At 53.0% G+C, this 20,623-nt stretch carries 19 protein-coding genes; 11 read left to right on the top strand and 8 right to left on the bottom strand.

Features of this window, described 5'->3' with window-relative positions; translation table 11 throughout:
- Positions 1 to 46: 46 nt before the first annotated feature.
- Positions 47 to 871 carry a glyoxylate bypass operon transcriptional repressor IclR gene (iclR, locus tag AC3ITF_RS20935; protein WP_096758758.1) on the bottom strand — a complete coding sequence of 275 codons (825 nt, stop codon included), beginning with the start codon at positions 869 to 871 and terminating at the stop codon, positions 47 to 49.
- 195 nt (positions 872 to 1,066) lie between these two features.
- Between iclR and metH the strand changes: the two genes are divergently transcribed.
- A complete protein-coding gene (gene metH, locus AC3ITF_RS20930; RefSeq protein WP_096758757.1) occupies positions 1,067 to 4,750 on the top strand; it encodes a methionine synthase in 3,684 nt (1,227 codons plus the stop codon).
- Between the two features lie 152 nt (positions 4,751 to 4,902).
- Positions 4,903 to 6,534 (top strand): Na/Pi cotransporter family protein, encoded by a 1,632-nt coding sequence (locus tag AC3ITF_RS20925; protein ID WP_096758756.1) that lies wholly within the window; start codon positions 4,903 to 4,905, stop codon positions 6,532 to 6,534.
- A 128-nt stretch (positions 6,535 to 6,662) separates the two neighbouring features.
- Here AC3ITF_RS20925 and pepE read toward each other — a convergent pair whose 3' ends face one another.
- Together pepE and AC3ITF_RS20915 are read right to left on the bottom strand one after the other, a co-directional pair.
- The gene (gene pepE, locus AC3ITF_RS20920; RefSeq protein WP_115259724.1) at positions 6,663 to 7,352 is read right to left on the bottom strand and encodes a dipeptidase PepE; all 690 of its coding nucleotides are present in this window, start codon (positions 7,350 to 7,352) and stop codon (positions 6,663 to 6,665) included.
- 236 nt (positions 7,353 to 7,588) lie between these two features.
- Complete coding sequence (locus AC3ITF_RS20915) at positions 7,589 to 8,089, bottom strand: P-loop nucleotide/nucleoside kinase family protein (protein ID WP_117343258.1); 501 nt, start codon at positions 8,087 to 8,089, stop codon at positions 7,589 to 7,591.
- A gap of 259 nt (positions 8,090 to 8,348) precedes the next feature.
- Between AC3ITF_RS20915 and AC3ITF_RS20910 the strand changes: the two genes are divergently transcribed.
- Entirely contained in the window at positions 8,349 to 8,939 is a 591-nt protein-coding gene (locus AC3ITF_RS20910; RefSeq protein WP_223240324.1) for a GrpB family protein, read from the top strand.
- On the opposite strand, the gene AC3ITF_RS20905 is transcribed toward AC3ITF_RS20910, so the two are convergent.
- Both AC3ITF_RS20905 and AC3ITF_RS20900 read right to left on the bottom strand, forming a co-directional pair.
- The gene (locus AC3ITF_RS20905) at positions 8,917 to 9,486 is read right to left on the bottom strand and encodes an AAA family ATPase (RefSeq protein WP_489175993.1); all 570 of its coding nucleotides are present in this window, start codon (positions 9,484 to 9,486) and stop codon (positions 8,917 to 8,919) included. The two genes, AC3ITF_RS20910 and AC3ITF_RS20905, sit on opposite strands and share 23 nt — an antisense overlap.
- A gap of 140 nt (positions 9,487 to 9,626) precedes the next feature.
- Entirely contained in the window at positions 9,627 to 9,800 is a 174-nt protein-coding gene (locus AC3ITF_RS20900) for a hypothetical protein (protein ID WP_032938222.1), read from the bottom strand.
- A 131-nt stretch (positions 9,801 to 9,931) separates the two neighbouring features.
- On the opposite strand from AC3ITF_RS20900, the gene AC3ITF_RS20895 reads away from it, so the two are divergent.
- The 4 genes from AC3ITF_RS20895 (at position 9,932) to rluF (ending at position 12,130) form a co-directional block, all read left to right on the top strand.
- Positions 9,932 to 10,297: a hypothetical protein gene (locus tag AC3ITF_RS20895; RefSeq protein ID WP_117343619.1), complete on the top strand. Its 366-nt coding sequence runs from the start codon at positions 9,932 to 9,934 to the stop codon at positions 10,295 to 10,297.
- A gap of 96 nt (positions 10,298 to 10,393) precedes the next feature.
- Positions 10,394 to 10,687 carry a type II toxin-antitoxin system CcdA family antitoxin gene (locus AC3ITF_RS20890; RefSeq protein ID WP_135912738.1) on the top strand — a complete coding sequence of 98 codons (294 nt, stop codon included), beginning with the start codon at positions 10,394 to 10,396 and terminating at the stop codon, positions 10,685 to 10,687.
- Entirely contained in the window at positions 10,687 to 11,004 is a 318-nt protein-coding gene (locus AC3ITF_RS20885) for a CcdB family protein (protein WP_115259720.1), read from the top strand. Before AC3ITF_RS20890 ends, AC3ITF_RS20885 begins: the two co-directional genes overlap by 1 nt.
- Positions 11,005 to 11,254: 250 nt before the next feature.
- A complete protein-coding gene (rluF, locus tag AC3ITF_RS20880; RefSeq protein WP_137399222.1) occupies positions 11,255 to 12,130 on the top strand; it encodes a 23S rRNA pseudouridine(2604) synthase RluF in 876 nt (291 codons plus the stop codon).
- Here rluF and AC3ITF_RS20875 read toward each other — a convergent pair.
- Positions 12,127 to 12,399, bottom strand: a complete 273-nt coding sequence (locus tag AC3ITF_RS20875; RefSeq protein ID WP_096758747.1) for a YjbD family protein — start codon at positions 12,397 to 12,399, stop codon at positions 12,127 to 12,129. The two genes, rluF and AC3ITF_RS20875, sit on opposite strands and share 4 nt — an antisense overlap.
- 104 nt (positions 12,400 to 12,503) lie before the next feature.
- On the bottom strand, positions 12,504 to 14,084 hold the full coding sequence (gene rtcR, locus AC3ITF_RS20870) for an RNA repair transcriptional activator RtcR (RefSeq protein WP_137399221.1): 1,581 nt from the start codon (positions 14,082 to 14,084) through the stop codon (positions 12,504 to 12,506).
- 452 nt (positions 14,085 to 14,536) lie between these two features.
- On the opposite strand from rtcR, the gene AC3ITF_RS20865 reads away from it, so the two are divergent.
- Together AC3ITF_RS20865 and AC3ITF_RS20860 are read left to right on the top strand one after the other, a co-directional pair.
- On the top strand, positions 14,537 to 15,664 hold the full coding sequence (locus AC3ITF_RS20865) for a slipin family protein (RefSeq protein WP_489175992.1): 1,128 nt from the start codon (positions 14,537 to 14,539) through the stop codon (positions 15,662 to 15,664).
- A 5-nt stretch (positions 15,665 to 15,669) separates the two neighbouring features.
- The gene (locus AC3ITF_RS20860) at positions 15,670 to 16,455 is read left to right on the top strand and encodes a nucleotidyltransferase domain-containing protein (protein WP_489175991.1); all 786 of its coding nucleotides are present in this window, start codon (positions 15,670 to 15,672) and stop codon (positions 16,453 to 16,455) included.
- A 92-nt stretch (positions 16,456 to 16,547) separates the two neighbouring features.
- On the opposite strand, the gene lysC is transcribed toward AC3ITF_RS20860, so the two are convergent.
- Entirely contained in the window at positions 16,548 to 17,897 is a 1,350-nt protein-coding gene (lysC, locus tag AC3ITF_RS20855) for a lysine-sensitive aspartokinase 3 (RefSeq protein WP_117343613.1), read from the bottom strand.
- Positions 17,898 to 18,180: 283 nt separating this feature from the next.
- Here lysC and pgi point away from each other — a divergent pair, with 283 nt between their 5' ends.
- Positions 18,181 to 19,827, top strand: a complete 1,647-nt coding sequence (gene pgi, locus AC3ITF_RS20850) for a glucose-6-phosphate isomerase (RefSeq protein ID WP_137399218.1) — start codon at positions 18,181 to 18,183, stop codon at positions 19,825 to 19,827.
- Positions 19,828 to 20,297: 470 nt separating this feature from the next.
- The gene (gene yjbE, locus AC3ITF_RS20845) at positions 20,298 to 20,540 is read left to right on the top strand and encodes an exopolysaccharide production protein YjbE (RefSeq protein ID WP_096758736.1); all 243 of its coding nucleotides are present in this window, start codon (positions 20,298 to 20,300) and stop codon (positions 20,538 to 20,540) included.
- The last annotated feature ends 83 nt before the right edge of the window (positions 20,541 to 20,623 follow it).

Below are 20,623 nucleotides of genomic sequence, written 5' to 3'. Positions count from 1 at the left end.
GGATAGCAGGCCGGGCCAGGCGTAGCTGCCACCCGGCAGTCCCATCTTACCGAATCCCACCGTATGCCAGTGTGACCTCTTTGGCCGCTTTGATTGCCATCGCACCGAACTCGGTGACGCGGTCGTCGGTAATGCGGGAGATCGGGCCGGAGATCGAAATGGCGGCGAACGGTTCGCGATGTTCGTCGTAAATGCACGACGCCACACAGCGCAGGCCCAGCGCGTGTTCTTCATCATCAAACGAATAACCGCGCTTACGGGTCTGGGCGAGATCTTCTTTCAGATGCACCGGCGAGACCAGCGTGGCGTGGGTATACGCGTGCAGGCCTTTGCGGTGCAGCAGGCTGGTAACCTGTTCTTCGCTGAGTTGCGCCAGGAACGCTTTCCCCGCGCCAGAGGCGTGCATCGGCAGTTTGCCACCGATAGGGGCAGACATTCTCATCAGCTGTGTGCACTGTACCTGATCAATGATAATCGCCTGATGGTCGCTGTGATCCAGCACCGCCAGGTTCACTGTTTCACCGGAATCTTCCATCAACTTGCGCAGAATCGGGTGGACGATTGCCAGCAGGTTGCGGCTTTGCAGGAAACTACTACCGACGATAAACGCATGGGCGCCCACGGCCCAGTGTCCTAAGTCACCCACCTGACGCACAAAACCCTGCTGCTGCATGGTGGTCAATAAACGGTGCGTGGTGGAATTGGGCAGACCGGCCTGCTGCGCCAGCTCGGTCAGCGCTACGCTGCCGTTGGATTCCGCAATCCATTCCAGCAGCTTCAGACCTCGGGTCAAAGACTGAACCTGCCCGGTTGCAGGCGTAGTTGTGGCGGCGGGTTTTCTACCGCGTTTCGCGGGGACAGTGGCAACCATGGCAGACTCCTTTTCTGTATCGTGGAAATCATTTTCGTTTTATTCAATTATAATGCAAGAGTTCCTGTACTGATCGGATGAGTGAAGCTGAACATGTCTCATGTTGGTCGTTGTTTGCTTTTCCACCTCACTGGTTTATGCCAGTATGCTTTGTTGGCCTTTTTTCGGTCTGGTTGAGCGTTGTCGGGAGTGAGTGTGAGCAGCAAAGTTGAACAATTACGTCAGCAGTTAAAAGAACGTATTCTGGTGCTGGACGGCGGTATGGGCACCATGATCCAGGGTTATCGTTTGAGTGAAGACGATTTCCGCGGCCAACGCTTTGCCGACTGGCCGAGCGATCTGAAAGGCAACAACGACCTGTTGGTGCTGAGCAAGCCGGAGGTTATCACCGCGATTCATCATGCCTACTTTGAAGCGGGCGCGGATATCATTGAAACCAACACCTTCAACTCGACGACTATCGCCATGGCGGATTACCAGATGGAATCCCTGTCGGCGGAAATCAACTTCACCGCGGCAAAACTGGCGCGCGCCTGCGCCGACGAATGGACAGCGCGTACGCCGGATAAACCGCGCTATGTCGCGGGTGTTCTCGGTCCGACTAACCGCACCGCGTCTATCTCACCGGACGTCAACGATCCCGCCTACCGCAATATTACTTTTGATCAGCTGGTGGCCGCGTACCGTGAATCCACTAAAGCGCTGGTGGAAGGCGGTAGCGACCTGATCCTGATCGAAACCGTTTTTGACACGCTTAATGCCAAAGCCGCTATTTTTGCGGTAAAAACCGAATTTGAAGCCCTGGGCGTTGAGCTGCCGATTATGATCTCCGGCACCATCACCGACGCTTCCGGGCGTACGCTCTCCGGGCAGACCACCGAAGCCTTCTATAACGCACTGCGCCATGCTGACGCGCTGACCTTCGGCCTCAACTGTGCGTTAGGCCCGGACGAGCTGCGCCAGTACGTACAGGAACTGTCGCGGATTGCCGACTGCTATGTCACCGCGCACCCGAATGCCGGTTTGCCAAATGCCTTCGGCGAATACGATCTCGACGCTGACACCATGGCGAAGCAAATCCGCGAATGGGCTGAAGCGGGTTTCCTGAACATCGTCGGCGGCTGCTGCGGCACCACGCCGGAACATATTGCCGCCATGAGCCGTGCGGTTGAAGGTTTACCGCCGCGTCAACTGCCGGAACTGCCGGTTGCCTGCCGTCTTTCAGGCCTTGAGCCGCTGAACATTGGTGATGACAGCCTGTTTGTTAACGTCGGTGAACGTACTAACGTCACCGGCTCTGCCAAATTTAAGCGACTGATTAAAGAAGAAAAATACAGCGAAGCGCTGGATGTTGCTCGCCAGCAGGTGGAAAGCGGCGCGCAGATTATCGATATCAACATGGATGAGGGGATGCTTGACGCCGAAGCGGCGATGGTGCGTTTCCTCAACCTGATCGCCGGTGAACCGGATATTGCTCGCGTACCGATCATGATCGACTCCTCGAAATGGGACGTCATTGAAAAAGGGCTGAAGTGCATTCAGGGTAAGGGCATCGTTAACTCCATCTCGATGAAAGAGGGCGTTGAGCCGTTTATCCACCATGCAAAACTGGTCCGTCGCTACGGTGCTGCCGTGGTGGTAATGGCCTTTGATGAACAGGGCCAGGCCGACACCCGCGCGCGTAAAATTGAGATTTGCCGCCGGGCGTACAAAATTCTCACCGAAGAAGTGGGCTTCCCGCCGGAAGACATTATCTTTGACCCGAACATCTTTGCCGTCGCGACCGGCATCGAAGAGCACAACAACTACGCACAGGACTTTATCGGTGCCTGTGAAGACATCAAACGCGAACTACCGCATGCGCTAATCTCCGGTGGTGTCTCCAACGTGTCGTTCTCGTTCCGTGGCAATGACCCGGTGCGCGAAGCGATCCACGCAGTGTTCCTGTACTACGCCATTCGCAACGGCATGGACATGGGCATTGTGAACGCTGGTCAGCTGGCGATTTATGACGATCTGCCTGCCGAACTGCGCGATGCGGTTGAAGACGTGATCCTCAACCGCCGCGATGACGGTACCGAACGCCTGCTGGAGCTGGCAGAGAAATATCGCGGCAGCAAAACTGACGAAACAGCTAATACGCAACTGGCAGAATGGCGCAGCTGGGACGTGAAAAAACGCCTGGAATACTCGCTGGTGAAAGGCATTACCGAGTTTATCGAGCAGGATACCGAAGAAGCCCGTCAGCAGGCTGCGCGCCCGATTGAGGTTATCGAAGGGCCGCTGATGGACGGCATGAACGTGGTTGGTGACCTGTTCAGCGACGGTAAAATGTTCCTGCCGCAGGTGGTGAAGTCTGCTCGCGTGATGAAGCAGGCGGTGGCCTACCTTGAACCGTACATTGAAGCCAGCAAAGAGAAAGGCTCCAGCAACGGCAAGATGGTGATCGCCACCGTCAAGGGCGACGTGCACGACATCGGTAAAAACATCGTTGGCGTGGTGCTGCAGTGTAACAACTACGAAATTATCGATCTTGGCGTGATGGTGCCGGCAGAGAAAATCCTGCGCACCGCACGCGAAGTGAATGCTGACCTGATTGGCCTTTCCGGGCTGATCACCCCGTCGCTGGACGAAATGGTCAACGTAGCGAAAGAGATGGAGCGCCAGGGCTTTACTATTCCGCTGCTGATTGGCGGCGCGACCACCTCAAAAGCGCACACGGCGGTGAAAATCGAGCAGAACTACAGCGGCCCGACGGTCTATGTGCAGAACGCCTCGCGCACCGTCGGCGTGGTGGCTGCGTTGCTGTCTGATACCCAACACGATGACTTTGTCGCCCGCACGCGTAAAGAGTACGAAACTGTGCGTATTCAGCATGCGCGTAAAAAACCGCGTACCCCGCCGGTGACGCTGGAGGCCGCGCGTGATAACGACCTGGCCTTCGACTGGGAAAACTATACCCCGCCAGTGGCGCACCGCCTGGGCGTGCAGGAAGTTGAAGCCAGCATTGAAACGCTGCGCAACTACATCGACTGGACACCGTTCTTTATGACCTGGTCGCTGGCCGGGAAATATCCGCGCATTCTGGAAGATGAGGTGGTGGGTGAAGAGGCTAAACGCCTGTTCAAAGATGCCAACGACATGTTGGATAAATTGAGCGCCGAGAAAACCCTGAACCCGCGTGGTGTCGTTGGCCTGTTCCCGGCTAACCGCGTAGGTGATGACATTGAGATCTACCGGGATGAAACGCGGACGCACGTCCTGACCGTCAGCCACCATCTGCGCCAGCAGACGGAGAAGGTTGGTTTTGCTAACTACTGCCTGTCTGACTTTGTGGCACCGAAAACCTCCGGCAAAGCGGATTACATTGGCGCTTTCGCCGTCACCGGCGGCCTGGAAGAAGACACGCTGGCTGACGCGTTCGACGCACAGCATGATGATTACAATAAAATTATGGTGAAAGCGATTGCCGATCGTCTGGCGGAAGCCTTCGCTGAATATCTGCATGAACGGGTGCGTAAAGTTTACTGGGGATATGCGGCGAACGAGAACCTCAGTAATGACGAACTGATCCGCGAGAACTATCAAGGTATTCGTCCGGCTCCGGGCTATCCGGCGTGCCCTGAGCACACCGAGAAGGCGACCATCTGGGAACTGCTGGATGTAGAAACGCACACCGGTATGAAACTCACTGAATCTTTTGCCATGTGGCCTGGTGCATCGGTTTCCGGTTGGTACTTCAGTCATCCTGACAGCAAGTACTACGCCGTCGCACAAATTCAACGCGATCAGGTTGAAGATTATGCCTTCCGTAAAGGCATGAGCGTGGCAGAGGTTGAGCGCTGGTTAGCGCCTAACTTAGGCTACGACGCCGACTGATTCACAAAACTGTTATCTTTCTTTACAACAAACAGGGCGCTCAATGAGTGCCCTGTCTCTTTATTACGTTTAAACCCTTATACTGAAGGGAACTTGTGCGCGTTGGTGTCATGAGCCTCAGGAGCATATAACGATAAGGAGAACCTGATTCCGTGCTAACTCTGTTACACCTGCTTTCTGCTGTGGCGATGCTGGTTTGGGGTACCCATATCGTGCGTACCGGCGTGATGCGCGTCTTTGGCGCACGCCTGCGTACCGTGCTCAGCCGTAGCGTTGAAAAGAAGCCGCTCGCCTTTTGCGCGGGCATTGGCGTTACTGCTCTGGTGCAAAGCAGTAACGCCACCACCATGCTGGTGACGTCGTTTGTCGCCCAGGATCTGGTGGCGCTGACGCCTGCGCTGGTGATTGTGCTTGGCGCTGACGTCGGGACCGCGCTGATGGCGCGTATCCTGACCTTTGACCTCTCGTGGCTGTCGCCGCTGCTGATTTTCATTGGCGTTGTTTTCTTCCTCGGGCGTAAGCAGTCCCGCGTTGGGCAACTGGGGCGCGTAGGCATCGGGCTGGGGCTCATTTTACTGGCGCTGGAGCTGATTGTGCAGGCGGTCACGCCGATCACTCAGGCCAACGGGGTGCAGGTCATTTTTGCCTCGCTCACCGGCGATATCATGCTCGATGCGCTGATTGGTGCCATGTTCGCGATTATCAGTTACTCCAGCCTGGCGGCGGTCCTGCTGACGGCAACGCTGACAGCCGCGGGTATTATTTCGTTCCCGGTAGCGCTGTGTCTGGTGATTGGTGCGAACCTCGGCTCCGGCCTGCTGGCGATGCTCAATAACAGTGCCGCCAACGCTGCCGCCCGCCGCGTGGCGCTCGGCAGCCTGCTGTTTAAGCTGGTGGGCAGTCTGATTATTCTGCCGTTTGTGCATCCGCTGGCGAATCTGATGGATGAACTGCCGCTGCCAAAATCCGAACTGGTTATCTACTTCCACGTCTTCTACAACCTGGTGCGCTGCGTGGCAATGGTGCCGTTCGCCGAACCGATGGCGCGCTTTTGCAAACGTATTATCCGCGATGAGCCGGAATTGGACGGCCATCTGAAGCCCAAGCATCTGGACGTCAGCGCACTCGATACCCCTACGCTCGCACTGGCGAATGCGGCTCGCGAAGCCCTGCGTATTGGTGACGCCATGGAGCAGATGATGGAGGGGCTGAAGCGGGTGATGCACGGTGAGCCGCGCGAGGAAAAAGAGCTGCGCAGGATGGCCGACGATATCAACGTGTTGTACACCGCGATCAAACTTTACCTGGCGCGGATGCCAAAAGATGAGCTGGCGGAAGAGGAGTCAAAGCGCTGGGCGGAGATTATCGAGATGTCGCTCAACCTGGAGCAGGCTTCCGATATCGTCGAACGCATGGGGAGCGAGATTGCCGATAAGTCGCTGGCCGCGCGCCGGGCCTTTTCTCTGGAAGGTCTGAAAGAGCTGGATGCGCTCTACGATCAGCTGCTCAACAACCTGAAGCTGGCGATGTCAGTGTTCTTCTCTGGTGACGTGACCAGCGCCCGTCGACTGCGTCGCAGCAAACACCGTTTTCGTATTCTTAACCGTCGTTATTCGCACGCACACGTCGATCGCCTGCATCAGCAAAACGTGCAGAGCATCGAAACCAGTTCCCTGCACCTCGCGCTGTTAGGCGACATGCAGCGTCTGAACTCGTTATTTTGCTCCGTTGCCTACAGCGTGCTGGAGCAACCGGACGAAGACGACGAACGGGATGATTACTAACGGGGACAGGTGAAATGTTGCCCGGTGGCGCTTACGCTTACCGGGCCTACGGATAACCGTCAATTTTGTCGTCAATCTTGTAGGCCGGATAAGGCGCAGCCGCCATCCGGCATCAGACAACAAATCCACTAAAAGCAGTGGCCTGCTTCAACGGCAACCGCGTCTTCACCCGCTTTAAAGATATATGTGGTGTTCGGGCCGCCAAGAACCGCCTGACCATCGCTCACCTTGATCCAGTTGCCTTCTGGCAAACCAATTACCGTCAGCTCTGGCGCAACCACAAGCAGCTCGCGAATACGCTGTTCACGCGTTTCGCCTTTGTGGCCTTCCGGCAACGCGTTGGTGAAGTGCGGGTTAATCTGCAGTGGGAACAGGCCCAGGGCATCAAAGCCTTTTGGATCGACAATCGGCATGTCGTTAGTGGTACGGATGGTTGGGCAGGCGAGGTTGGAACCTGCACTCCAGCCGATGTACAGCGCGCCGCGTTTGACCACGTCAACAATCGGCGCCAGCAGCCCGCGTTCGCGGCTCTCTTTCAGCAACTGGAAGGTGTTACCACCACCGACAATCACCACGTCTGCATTTTCAATTGCCGCCACCGGATCGGCAACGGTATGAATACCCGTGACGTCGACGCCCATGGGAGCAAAGACGGCGGCCGTTTTCGCCGTGTACTCATCCCAGGTTTGCGTCACGCCAGCAAACGGGATAAACACCGCAGTACGGCGACCGTTCAGTTGCTCAGCAATCAGCGGTAGCGCGTGTTCCATCCAGGCTTTGCCCGGCAGCGTCGAGTTACTCAATAAAAGCAGTTCCATCATTTCTCCATGTAATCAAAAAATTACAAACCGCGGTCATGTTACCACCGTCAGTATAACGCCTCACTGATATGGCTCACGATGTTGGAAGTGAGGTTCTGGAATGCGCCTCGCAAGACGGTGTCATTTTCTAGAATGCTACGGTTGGTTCGGGAAACGATAACAGGGAAGAGGGGCTGCTTTGTGCCAACAACGGACATTGCTAAATCCTCGCTGGAGTGTTTCTCAAGACTGAGTCATTGGGAAAGAACGTCGATGATCCGCGAGACACATTCATCACTGGATAAACTGCATGAGTCTAAAATGAGGTGCTCTCTGTTCCATGGTTCATAAGTCAAATCTGTGACATCTTTCCAGTCAGGCAGGGTTAACCCCTCTACTTCAGATACTCTGGTTTCTACTCGTTTACGATGTTCTATCTCATCGGAGCATACAATCTCAATTTCTAAAAAGCCGGTGCTTGCGGATAAAGCGATTTCTCGATAGGCATCACGGGTTAACGCCAGTGGGTTCACTGAGTCAGTGATTACTGTTGCTCCTAATAGCAGATTCTCTCTGGCGAGTGAGTAAGCGACAAAATAACCAGCAGGACCCATTTCATGGTCATCTTCTTCGGCTTTGAGTATGGCTTGCTCAATCGTGTCGATTCGCAAGTAAAATGCGCTTAACTGCTTTGCCAAAGCCTGAGCGATCGTGCTCTTCCCGCTACCAGGCAATCCACTGAAGATAAATAGCATAATTTGTCCTTTAAATGATGAACCGCAGCAGTATTAAAACACAGCAGGCCCTAGATTGTGGGGTTTCGCATCGCAGCGATATGACAAGTAAGGGTATTACTGCTCGAGTTAATACCTAGCGTGTCCGCTCTTCGCTCACAGCGGACCTTCAGCTCAGTTAACTTGTCCTCTTGTGCCAGGAGCCGACGTTTGAGAGACATCCAACCCCATCTCCTGTACACTATCGTTCATAATTTGAATGATCTATGGATATCAGTTCATGGTTAGCAAAAAAGAGATGATGGAGCATTATGTCATCAATCCTCAGGATAGCTACTTTGTTAATGGTGTACCGCCGATTGAGAATATTGCGGTCGTTGCTTATGATCCCTCGTGGCCGGAAATATATTCAGCACTGGAATCTAAAATTAAGCATAAATTAGGGTCGAATCTACTAAAAATTGATCATGTGGGTTCTACGGCAGTACCTGGCCTGGCAGCTAAACCCGTTATTGATATTGACGTGACGGTTGCCGATGCCGCGGATGAAGAAATATATTTGTTAGCGCTTGAAAACCTTGGGTATAGACTAATTGTTCGTGAACCTCGCTTTCATGGTCATCGTCTTTTTCATCATGAAAATCCTAGAGTTAACCTACATATTTTTACTCAAGACACCCCTGAAACAGCTCGGCATTTGCTTTTCCGAGATTGGCTTAGACAGTCAGAAAAAGACTGCAAACTTTATGCTGATACCAAATTTGAGGCAATCAAAGGTTGCAGCTTTAACATTCAAAAATATCATGAAAATAAAAGTAAAGTGGTACACGATATCTATCAGAGAATTTTTAAACATTTAGGCTATATTTGATATGCTCTATCCTGGAAAGGATGAAATCCACACGTTCCTCTACTGAATCACATGGTAATTCAATCAACTGATAGTCATACATACGATATGTTTTCACCATGGCGTGATATGTCGCGATGGCAACATCGAAAGATTGTTTGCGCTCTGTGTCCTGTACATATATGTCACGCCACGGGGGTGCAATAAATACGATTCGGTTATAGCGAAATTTCTCGATAGCGTTTTCCAGATGCCTCGGTATGGTAAGCTCAGAAAAACGTAAATAACCCACAACATCAGGAACACCACGGTCGAAGAAGCAGGGTTGTGTTTGCCCTTCCGCTTCATGCCACGAACGCATTTCCCAAGATAGCATCAGTTCTGCAAATGCACTCTGGTTAGCCCACGGTAATGCATCGCCGCCGATGTTAACCTGGTCTTGAATCACACCTCTTCCAGCTTCTTTAGAACACCCAAATCTTCGTTTTATCATCGTATCAATTATCGTGCTTTTGCCTGATCCTGGGCCACCTGTAAGAATGAAACGATGTTGTAAAACTGAAGACATTGACCTTTCCTGAATGTTTATTGATGCGATGAAGCAGCGATATACCTGTGATGGTTTGAATAACTACATCTTATTCTGAATTGCATGTCGGCTCATCGCTCTAAACAGACCTACAGAAAAACGATACCAAGCACTGCCACTTACACTTCAATCCCTTTCTGCTTCAGCTCTTTCCTGATAATGCGCTTAATCCATGCGGATATTGAAGCATCACCATCCATTGAAAGTGCTTTCTGGATCCCTGCTTCCAGTTCCGGTTCGACACGTAAAGCGATTTGTTTGTTACCTTTCTTTTTAAACTCTACCGTTGACATGTGTCTGACACCTGACTTACATTGATGGTCGTAAGACAAGTGTAAGTCAATTGTCTTACAGAAACAACGAAGCCCGGCAGTGCGCGAACACATACCGAGCTTCTCACCACAACATTATACGAGGTAATGCTATGGCTGATGCTAATAGTACCACTAACGCCTGTTCCGCGTCTTTTTCTCCTGTTTCGCAGGCTGACCTGCTTCATTTTCCTCTTGCCGAGGCGTTCCGCCATCTTGATTGTAGCCATCTCACCACCGAAGAAAATCTGGTGCTATCGTTTGGCTGCGAAGAGGCGCTGGCAGGGTTGTACCAGACGCTGAATTTTATGGGCGAAAGCCTGCTGACTATGGCGGGTGAAGGTCAGGAACATTTTGCGTATGAAAGCGTATGTCAGTTAGGACACAGTCTGGTGAACATCAGCCAGTTGATTCCTGCACTGGCACAGCTGGAAGCGAAAGCGGACCAGCAGCTGTTTGCTCGCGATCCCCTAAACTAATCTGGAAAGCGCCTCGCAGACTTCTTCTTCGGGGCGTGACGGGTCTGTGCAACCACCCTACTGTGACATGATGATTTGCTGGTCGGGGAATAGAAAATGCTCGCTTATTACGCTAACCTTAGGTACGTCATGCGCATTACTATGGGGGTTATCATGCGCACTGTATCTAAGGTAAAAAAATCAGTTAATGTCTCTCTGGCTCCAGAGATACTGGAAGAGGCACGTAAGCTTAAAATCAATCTGTCAGCTGTTTTAACCGAAGCCCTAATCGAAAAATTTCGTGAGAACAGACGCGAAGAATGGTTGCGGGATAATAAAAAATCGATAGAAGTATTAAATCAATGGGTGGAAGAAAACGGTTCGTTCAGTGATTTTCAAAGGACATTCTGATGGAGCAGTATTGCGCTTATGAGAACACTGGAAGTGGAAAAAGTGTTTATCCGTTTTTAATTAGCTTACAGCATCCGGTGGCCGCTGTTTTGCGGCATGTACTGGTTGCACCCGTTATAGCGCTCAGTCAGTTCCCTGACGAAGTACCTCCAGCTAAAATTTGTCCTGTTGTTAGTATTGGTGGGCAAGCCTATGTGGTGATGACGCACATGATGACAGGCATCCCTTTGAAAAATATGGGTAACTGTGTGGGAGACCTGACCGCAAACAGGGCTGAACTTCGAGATGCAATTGATTTTCTGATTAATGGTTATTAGAGCGCTATGACGGGGCTGATTATGTTGAAAGGCGTGACAGATCGCAAATAGTGTCGGGACTGGCGTTCACGATTATTTTTATCGCCCGCAAGGTAGGGTATATTTCGCTTTTAATACACAAGATCATTCAAGTTGTATCAAGGCGGCAAGGGAGCGAATCCCTGGGGGCATAGATTGCTATGTGACCTGGGTGAGTGAGGGCAGCCAACGCAGAGACAGCTTGAAGGATGAAGTGTATACAGGAGAAATTATGCTGCCCGACTCATCCATCCGATTAAACAAATACATCAGTGAAAGCGGAATCTGCTCGCGTCGCGAAGCGGATCGCTTTATCGAACAAGGGAATGTCTTCCTGAATGGCAAACGCGCCGCCATTGGCGATCAGGTGATGCCTGGCGACGTCGTGAAAGTGAACGGTCAGTTGATTGAGCCGCGTGAAGCGGAAGATCTGGTTTTTATCGCGCTGAACAAACCGGTCGGTATTGTCAGCACCACTGAAGACGGTGAGCGCGATAACATCGTTGATTTTGTTAACCACAGTAAGCGCGTGTTCCCGATTGGTCGTCTGGACAAAGATTCCCAGGGGCTGATCTTTCTCACTAACCACGGCGACCTGGTGAATAAAATCCTGCGTGCCGGTAACGATCATGAGAAAGAGTATCTGGTGACGGTCGATAAACCCGTAACCGATGACTTTATTCGTGGCATGGGGGCGGGCGTCCCCATTCTCGGTACCGTCACCAAGAAATGTAAGGTCAGGAAAGAGGCACCGTTTGTCTTCCGTATCACCCTGGTGCAGGGCCTGAACCGTCAGATCCGTCGGATGTGCGAACATTTTGGCTATGAAGTGGTAAAACTTGAACGTACGCGGATCATGAACATCGGCTTGTCTGGTTTGCCGCTGGGTGAATGGCGTGACCTGACCGATGATGAGCTGATCGATCTGTTCAAGCTGATTGAGAACTCTTCCTCGGAAGCGAAACCGAAGCCGAAAGCGAAGCCAAAAACTGCAGGCATTAAGCGCCCGGTGGTGAAAATCGAAAAAGCTGCTGAGAAAGAGAAAGCGCGCCCGGCATCCAACGGTAAACGTTTTGTTCAGCCGGGGCGTAAGAAGAAAGGGCGTTAACGTCTGCCGCGCGTTGGCGTATTCGCTGACCAGGAAAACGAGGATTCCGCATCCGGTTTATAAGCCTGCTTTTTCTTCAACTGGCGGGCTTTTTTAGCCTCAGCTTCGCGCTGCAGCATCAGCTTATCGATGTACTCTTTCTTAATGCTGTTGGTTTCCGCGTTGGTTAGCAGTCGACCGTGTGCAATACGCGCGCGGTCGAGCAGCGTTTTCAGTTCGCGCTGTTCGCGCTCGGTCATCTCTTTTTGGGTAATGCGGGGGAGTGCCATACGGTTGCCCTCAGTTTGCCGATTAACCCAGTGTACGGTAATCCTGGGCTGGCTGATAGCATCCAGACCGGGTAAGCATGCGTCACCCGGTACTTTTTTTAATTTTATGATTGGCTACGGACGTTTTCCCAGCTCAGCCCAAAACGGGCCAGATATTTGCGCAGGCGGTCGGCGTCGTTAGGATTGGCTTTCTTCAGCCTGGAAACGGCAAACAGCTCGCGGCCCGCTTCAGACAACGATGCGCTGCGTCGGCAGACATCGATCACCGTTTCTAACTGACGCTTATCAAACAGGTCAATGTCCAGATCGAATTCCGGCTGTGAATCGGTGAGCTGCCAGCTTTCCTGCAATAACGCGATCTCCTCTTCGACCAGCGCGAGCGTGATGCGCCCCTGTTCGGCCAGCGTCGCCATGCGTGCAACGGATGAACTCAGCTCGCGAAAGTTGCCGCGCCATAGCGCCTTTGGTGAACAGGCGAAAGCCAGATAGCGCTCGCGCGCTTCTTTATCAAAGCGAGTCTGCGCCTGTTTGAGGCTGGAAAAGCGCTGGAGCTCATACTCCACGTTGGGTGCGATATCTTCCCGCCGCTGCGCCAGACCGGGCAGGGCAAAGCGCCACATATTGATGCGCGCGTAGAGATCTTCGCGAAAACGACCTTCTGCCACCCACTGCTGCATATCGCGATGCGTCCCGGCAATCAACTGGAAATCGCTGTGCACCTCTTTGTCGCCACCAAACGGGAAAAAGGTTTTTTCTTCAATCGCTTTCAGCAGCATAGCCTGCTCGTCCAGCCCCAGTTCGGCAATCTCATCGAGAAATAACACGCCACCGTCAGCCTCGCGCAACAGCCCGGTGCGTGGCGTGAGCGCGCCGGTAAACGCGCCTTTGACGTGTCCAAATAACGTCGACATCGCGTTGTCACCGCGCAGTGTGGCGCAGTTAACCGCTACCAGTTTACCGGCCACCAGATGGCGTGACTGGCGTAGCTGAAAAATCCGTTTGGCGAGGAACGATTTCCCCGCGCCGGTGGGACCTGTCAGTAGAATCGGATCGGTCGAGCGCAGCGCCACGCGCTCAATACGGTCGATGAGCGTATTAAACGTGGCATTACGGGTATCAATACCGGCTTTCAGGAAGGAGACCGATTGCTGCTGCTCACGCTGAAAGCGGCTGGTCAGCGTGGTATAGCGGCTTAAATCGAGATCGATAACCGAGCAGACGCCTGCGGCGACGGCCTCATCAGATGAACCTCGCGGTGCCGGGCTGGATTGCAAAAGGCTGGCCGGCAGATAGCGCGCCTCCGTCAGCAGGAACCAACAAATCTGCGCCACGTGTGTGCCGGTGGTGATATGCACCAGATACTCTTCGTTTTCAGTATCAAATGTGTAGTGGGTGGCGAAGTCGAGGAACGCGGCGTAAACCTCCTCAAAATCCCACGGGTCGTTAATGGTCACCGCATGCGGGCGCACCTCGGTATGAGGAGAGAGCAGGGCGACATCTTCAATCAGCCGCTGTGCCATGCTTTCGTCGCGCGGCTGGTGGAGCAGTTCCAGTCTGTCGATGGGGAAATCAGCCTGCTGGCACAGTCCAACCGTAGGGCGCCATTTCTTAAACCGATTCGCCCGTTTACCGCGCTTATCCAGCACCGTGCCCAGAACGCCAATCACCACCCGCCTTTTTTTCATACTTTATCCATAAAGATAAATATCGATATTGAAAGATAAAAAAATCTCTGCGCAACGGCAATCATTAATCTGAGGGTTAAAAATAAAAACTATATTAATCAATGGAATAAAAAATAAATTTGATGATTTTTCTTTCTGGCACGCTTATGGCAATACCTGATACGTCAACAACGCTGAAAACGCAGGGGGTTAAACCCCGCCGGCACGTCAGGAACGGCACAGGCTGTTTTCCCGGGGTGTTCCGTCAGCCGATGACCACCAAGTGGGTTCGATTCCCAATTTCATCCTCCAAATGAAAACTGGTTGTTAATCATAGAAATAAAACGGGTTCGTGCGCAGTCAGCACCGCCCAAAAACAGGCTGCCGGTAATGACGCCGTGCGACAGGCAAAAGGGAATTCCCCTGCCGCTTCGCCCCTGCTCCCGCGCCTGACTCACAATAAGGAATAATAAATGATGAAGAAAATCACTATTCGTAAAGGCCAGCTTGGTCTGTTATCCCGCCAGGGTGACTACTACAAGGTGTTGGATGCAGGTGAACACCGTTTGCCGTGGTTTAACACACCGGATGTTCTGGTGGTAAATGCCGATGGCAGCGATGTTCCTGAGGCGTTGGCAGAGTACCTGCGTCGCTTCCAGCCTGCGTGGGTGGAACAGTACTGTGTGGCGTCAGATTTAACCGATACCGAAGCCGGTGCGCTGTATGTGAACGGCGTCTTGCAGGAAATTTTACCGCCTTCAACCCGTCGCCTGTACTGGCGAGCCGAGGAGGCGTTAACGTTGGTACGCATGGATACGCGTCAGGTCCAGGTCCCAACGGACGTGATGAATGCCGTGTTACAGCCACGCCGTAGCGGTGCGGTAAAAGGTCGTGATGCGATCTTAACGGTGCAGGTTCCGGCCTGGCACGTCGGTGTGCTGAAAATTGATGGTGAGACGCAGGCGCTGTTACCGCCGGGGCTGAGTGCGTACTGGAAGGTGAATCATCTGGTGGAAGCGGAAGTCGTTGATACCCGCTTGCAGGTTCTGGAGGTCGGCGGGCAGGAGATCCTGACCAAAGATAAGGTTAACCTGCGTCTGAATCTGGCGGCGAACTGGCGCTACAGCGGTGTGTTACAGGCGTTTGGCCAACTGACAAAACCACTGGATCACTTGTACCGTGAGCTGCAGTTTGCGCTGCGCGAGGCGGTTGGTACCCGAACGCTGGACGAACTGCTGGAAGATAAGCAGGTGATTGACGACGTGGTAAGCACGCAGGTGAAAAACCGCATGACGCCGTTTGGCATTGAGGTCGCTTCGCTGGGCGTGAAGGATATCGTGCTGCCCGGCGATATGAAAACCATCCTGTCGCAGCTGGTGGAGGCCGAAAAATCGGCGCAGGCCAACGTCATTCGTCGACGTGAAGAAACGGCCGCCACGCGCTCGTTGTTGAACACAGCGAAAGTGATGGAAAACAACCCGGTGGCGCTGCGTTTAAAAGAGCTGGAAACCCTCGAGAGAGTGGCGGAGCGTATCGATAAAATCTCGGTATTTGGCGGTCTGGACCAGGTTCTTCACGGTCTGGTGAATATAAAAGGATAAGTAAAATGAGCAATAACGGAGTGAACGCTGCGATGCGCGAACGGGTAGTGCGCCAGCTAAAAAAGGTGGAACAGCGCGATGGCGTGAAGGTGCTGTACGCCTGTGAATCTGGCAGCCGTGGCTGGGGATTCGCCTCTCCGGACAGTGATTACGACGTGCGATTTTTGTACGTTCATCCGCCAGAATGGTATCTGCGGGTGGAAGCGCCGCGTGATGTTATTGAACTGCCCATAGACGATGAACTGGACGTGTGTGGCTGGGAGTGGCGAAAAGCGCTGGGTCTGCTGAAAGGGGCTAACCCGACGCTTATCGAGTGGCTGGATTCGCCGGTGGTTTATCAGCAGGATGACGCGACGGTGTCTGCGTTGAAAGCGCTGGTGCCAAAATGGTTTTCGCCTGTGCGTGCCCGCTGGCACTATTATTCGATGGCGCGAAAAAACTTCCGTGGCTATCTGCAAGGCAATGAAGTGCGACTAAAAAAATACTTCTACGTGCTGCGTCCGTTGCTGGCCGTGCGTTGGGTCGAAGCGGGAAAAGGCGTGCCACCCATGCGCTTTGCCGAACTGTTGGCGGGGAGCGAGCTGGATGCGCCGCTGCGTCAGGAGATAGACGACCTGCTGGAACGCAAGCAGCGGGCAGGGGAAGCGGAATATGGACTGCGTCGCCCACTGCTGCATGCGTTTATCCGCGAGGAGCTGGCGCGAGGCGAAACGCCACCGGTGTTACCGGATAGCCGGGAAGGCGATGTCAGGGAACTGGACCGACTGTTATATGAGACAGTGATGTCATGACTGTGTTGCCCGATGGTATGGCCTCTTATCGGGCCTCCGAATTCACCGTAGGCCCGATAAGGCGTTTCGCCGCATCCGCCATCCGGCTGGTATTACTCAAACAAATTATGATGCAGTTTCTGTACGACCTGCTCGGCTTCGCTGCCCGGCACCAGGAAGCACAGATTATGGCTGGATGCGCCGTAGCAAATCATGCGGATGTTGAACGGTTCCAGCACGCCGAACACCTCTTTTCCCACGCCGCAGGCTTTAGACAGGTCGTTCCCGATCAGGGCGACCAATGCCAAACCTTCTTCTACCTCGACCCGGCACAGCGCAGACAGCTCCATCAGCAGGGATTGCGTGAGCAGCGTATCGCCGGTGGACGTTGAACCGGTGGTATCCAGCGTCAGTGCGACGCTGACTTCTGAGGTTGTTATCAAATCCACCGAGATATTGTGGCGCGCCAGGATGCCGAACACTTCCGCTAAAAACCCGCGAGAATGCAGCATATTCAGGCTATGCAGCGTCAGCAGCGTTTGCTTGCGACGCAGCGCCAGGGCACGAAATAGCGGTGGATTCTCGGTTTTATTACACACCAGTGTGCCACCTGCTTTGGGGTCTTTGCTGGAGCCGACAAACACCGGAATATCGCTACGCACGGCAGGGAGCAGCGTCGCCGGGTGCAGGACTTTTGCGCCGAAGGTCGCCAGTTCTGCGGCCTCTTCAAAGGCAATTTCATCAATGCGTTTTGCGGCTGGCACCACGCGCGGGTCGGTCGTGTAAATGCCCGGTACATCGGTCCAGATATCGACGCGCGTGGCGTGCAGGGCTTCTGCCAGCAAGGCGGCGGTATAGTCGCTGCCGCCGCGCCCCAGCGTGGTAGTGCGGCCTTTGCTTTCGCTGCCGATAAAGCCCTGGGTGATCACCAGACCTTCTTCAAGGCGCGGTGCCAGCTGCAGCGTGGCCAGTTCAGACAGCGCCACGACATCTGGTTCTGCGCGACCAAAACGATCGTTGGTACGCATCACTTTACGCACGTCAAACCACTGCGCCTGAACATTACGCTCGCGCAGGATTTCGACAAACAGCAGGGTGGACATCAGTTCACCGTGGCTGACCAGTTCGTCAGTCAGCGCGGTTGAGGTCGCCAGCGAAGCCGCTTCCGCCAGCGTGGTGATATTTTCCAGCAGACGTTCGATCTCTTCGCGTATCACGTTTGGATAACGCAAACGCTCCAGAATATCGAACTGGATCTGACGAATAGCGTCGAGTTTCTCGAAGCGTTCAGTTGCCTCCAGCCCTTCAGCCAAAGCGACCAGCAGGTTAGTAATACCCGCTGAAGCGGAAAGCACCACTAAACGGACGTTAGCATCGGAAAGCACCACATCAGCGCTGCGGTTCATGGCGTCGAAATCCGCGACGCTGGTACCGCCAAACTTGGAGACAACTACATCAGTCATAACTACCTCGTGTCAGGGAATGAATAGAGCGACCATGGCACAAGGGCAGAACGGAAACCGGTGCAGGCGCAAATACCGTATTTATAAATAAAAGGTGTGAGGGATACTGTCAATGCTGGGATTATGCGGATTTTTCATGCTGCTGTAGCCCTGAGTAACCGAGCTTATAATTACCCCTGTTTGATGGACGCCAGGACAACGGCACTAAAACAATCACACTTTTCTGTGACTGGCGTTACAATCGATCTCAGTCACAATTCTCAAAATCAGAAGAGTATTGCTAATGAAAAACATCAATCCAACGCAGACCTCAGCCTGGCAGGCACTACAAAAACACTTTGAAGAGATGAAAGACGTTACGATCGCGGACTTGTTCGCGAAAGATAGCGATCGTTTCGTCAAGTTTTCCGCAACGTTTGACGATTTGATGCTGGTGGATTTTTCCAAAAACCGCATCACCGAAGAAACGCTGGCGAAACTGCAGGACCTGGCAAAAGAGACCGACCTGAGCGGTGCTATCAAGTCCATGTTCTCCGGTGAGAAGATCAACCGTACGGAAGATCGTGCAGTGCTGCATGTGGCGCTGCGCAACCGTAGCAATACCCCGATCATCGTGGACGGCAAAGATGTGATGCCGGAAGTGAATGCGGTGCTGGAGAAGATGAAATCCTTCTCTGAAGCGATTATCTCCGGCAGCTGGAAAGGCTACACCGGCAAAGCGATTACGGATGTGGTGAACATCGGTATCGGTGGCTCCGACCTCGGTCCGTTCATGGTGACCGAAGCGCTGCGTCCGTACAAAAATCACCTGAATATGCACTTTGTGTCTAACGTCGATGGTACGCACATCGCCGAAGTACTGAAGAAAGTGAATCCGGAAACCACGCTGTTCCTGGTCGCCTCTAAAACCTTCACCACCCAGGAAACCATGACCAACGCCCATAGCGCGCGCGACTGGTTCCTGGCGACCGCCGGTGATGAAAAACACGTGGCAAAACACTTCGCGGCGCTGTCCACCAATGCGAAAGCAGTCGGTGAGTTCGGTATCGATACGGCCAACATGTTCGAGTTCTGGGACTGGGTTGGCGGTCGTTATTCCCTGTGGTCAGCGATTGGTCTGTCGATCATCCTGTCCGTGGGCTACGACAACTTCGTTGAACTGCTGTCCGGCGCGCACGCCATGGATAAACATTTCTCCACTACCCCAGCGGAGAAAAACCTGCCGGTACTGCTGGCGCTGATCGGTATCTGGTACAACAACTTCTATGGTGCCGAAACCGAAGCCATTCTGCCGTACGACCAGTATATGCACCGCTTTGCGGCCTACTTCCAGCAGGGCAACATGGAATCCAACGGTAAATACGTTGACCGTAACGGCAATGCGGTGGATTACCAGACTGGCCCAATCATCTGGGGTGAGCCGGGGACCAACGGTCAGCATGCGTTCTATCAGTTGATCCACCAGGGGACCAAAATGGTGCCGTGTGATTTCATCGCTCCGGCTATCACGCATAACCCGCTGTCTGACCACCATCCGAAGCTGCTGTCTAACTTCTTCGCCCAGACCGAAGCGCTGGCGTTTGGCAAGTCTCGTGAAGTGGTTGAACAAGAATACCGCGACCAGGGTAAAGATCCGGCGACGCTGGACCACGTTGTGCCGTTCAAAGTGTTCGAAGGCAACCGTCCTACGAACTCTATCCTGCTGCGCGAAATCACTCCGTACAGCCTGGGTGCACTGATTGCGCTGTATGAGCATAAAATCTTTACTCAGGGCGTTATCCTGAACATCTTCACCTTCGACCAGTGGGGCGTAGAGCTGGGCAAACAGCTGGCGAACCGCATTCTGCCTGAGTTGAACGATGATCAAGAGATCAACAGCCATGATTGCTCGACTAACGGTTTGATTAACCGTTATAAGTCCTGGCGTTAATCAGCTTCTTCCTTCGAACCGCAGCGGTGTTGGCTGCGTTCGTTAACCCCGGTCACATAGTAATCTATGCTCCCGGGGATTAACGGGCTTGCCGCCTTGCTGCAATTCGAATGAATTTACTGATTACTTATAAAAAAAGCCGATATTATTATCGGCTTTTTTTATAAGATAATTTATCTTGTCTTCCGCATTACATGGGATTTAATTGAGTTTAATCCTAAAATAATTATACCACGTTAGATTTAACACAATGATTTTCAGATTTTACGGATATTGCATTATTTATGTATTTATTACATGTGATTGATTTATATTGATTTGTGTATTTTTTAATAATGTTATCTCCCACTTTTTTCTAATTATCCTAAATTCCTGCGCGGCGTAATTTACACACTTTCGGTTGTGTATACTCGATCTCGCCCGAAATTCTTTTGGGTAAATCTCCATTCATACAATGAAGGGATATTGTGATGAAAAAAGTACTGTATGGCCTGTTGGCTATATCTGCGCTTGCGACGACCTCTGTCTATGCTGCCCCCGTTCAGGTGGGGGAGGCGGCAGGGTCGGCAGCCGCGTCGGTTTCGGCAGGAAGTTCCTCCGCAACCAGCGTGAGCACCGTAAGCTCCGCGGTGGGGGTCGCCCTGGCGGCAACCGGCGGTGGCGATGGTTCGAATACCGGAACCACCACCACCACGACCACCAGTACCCAGTAATTCCGGTACGTAGCCCCTGAAGTATGAAGGGGATTAACCATAACCACACTTCGGTGTGGTTATTTTGAATTTCCAAAAGCCTG

The sequence above is a fragment of the Citrobacter sp. KH_055_1 genome (assembly GCF_057838705.1).
This window is presented reverse-complemented; position numbering and strand designations above follow the sequence as displayed.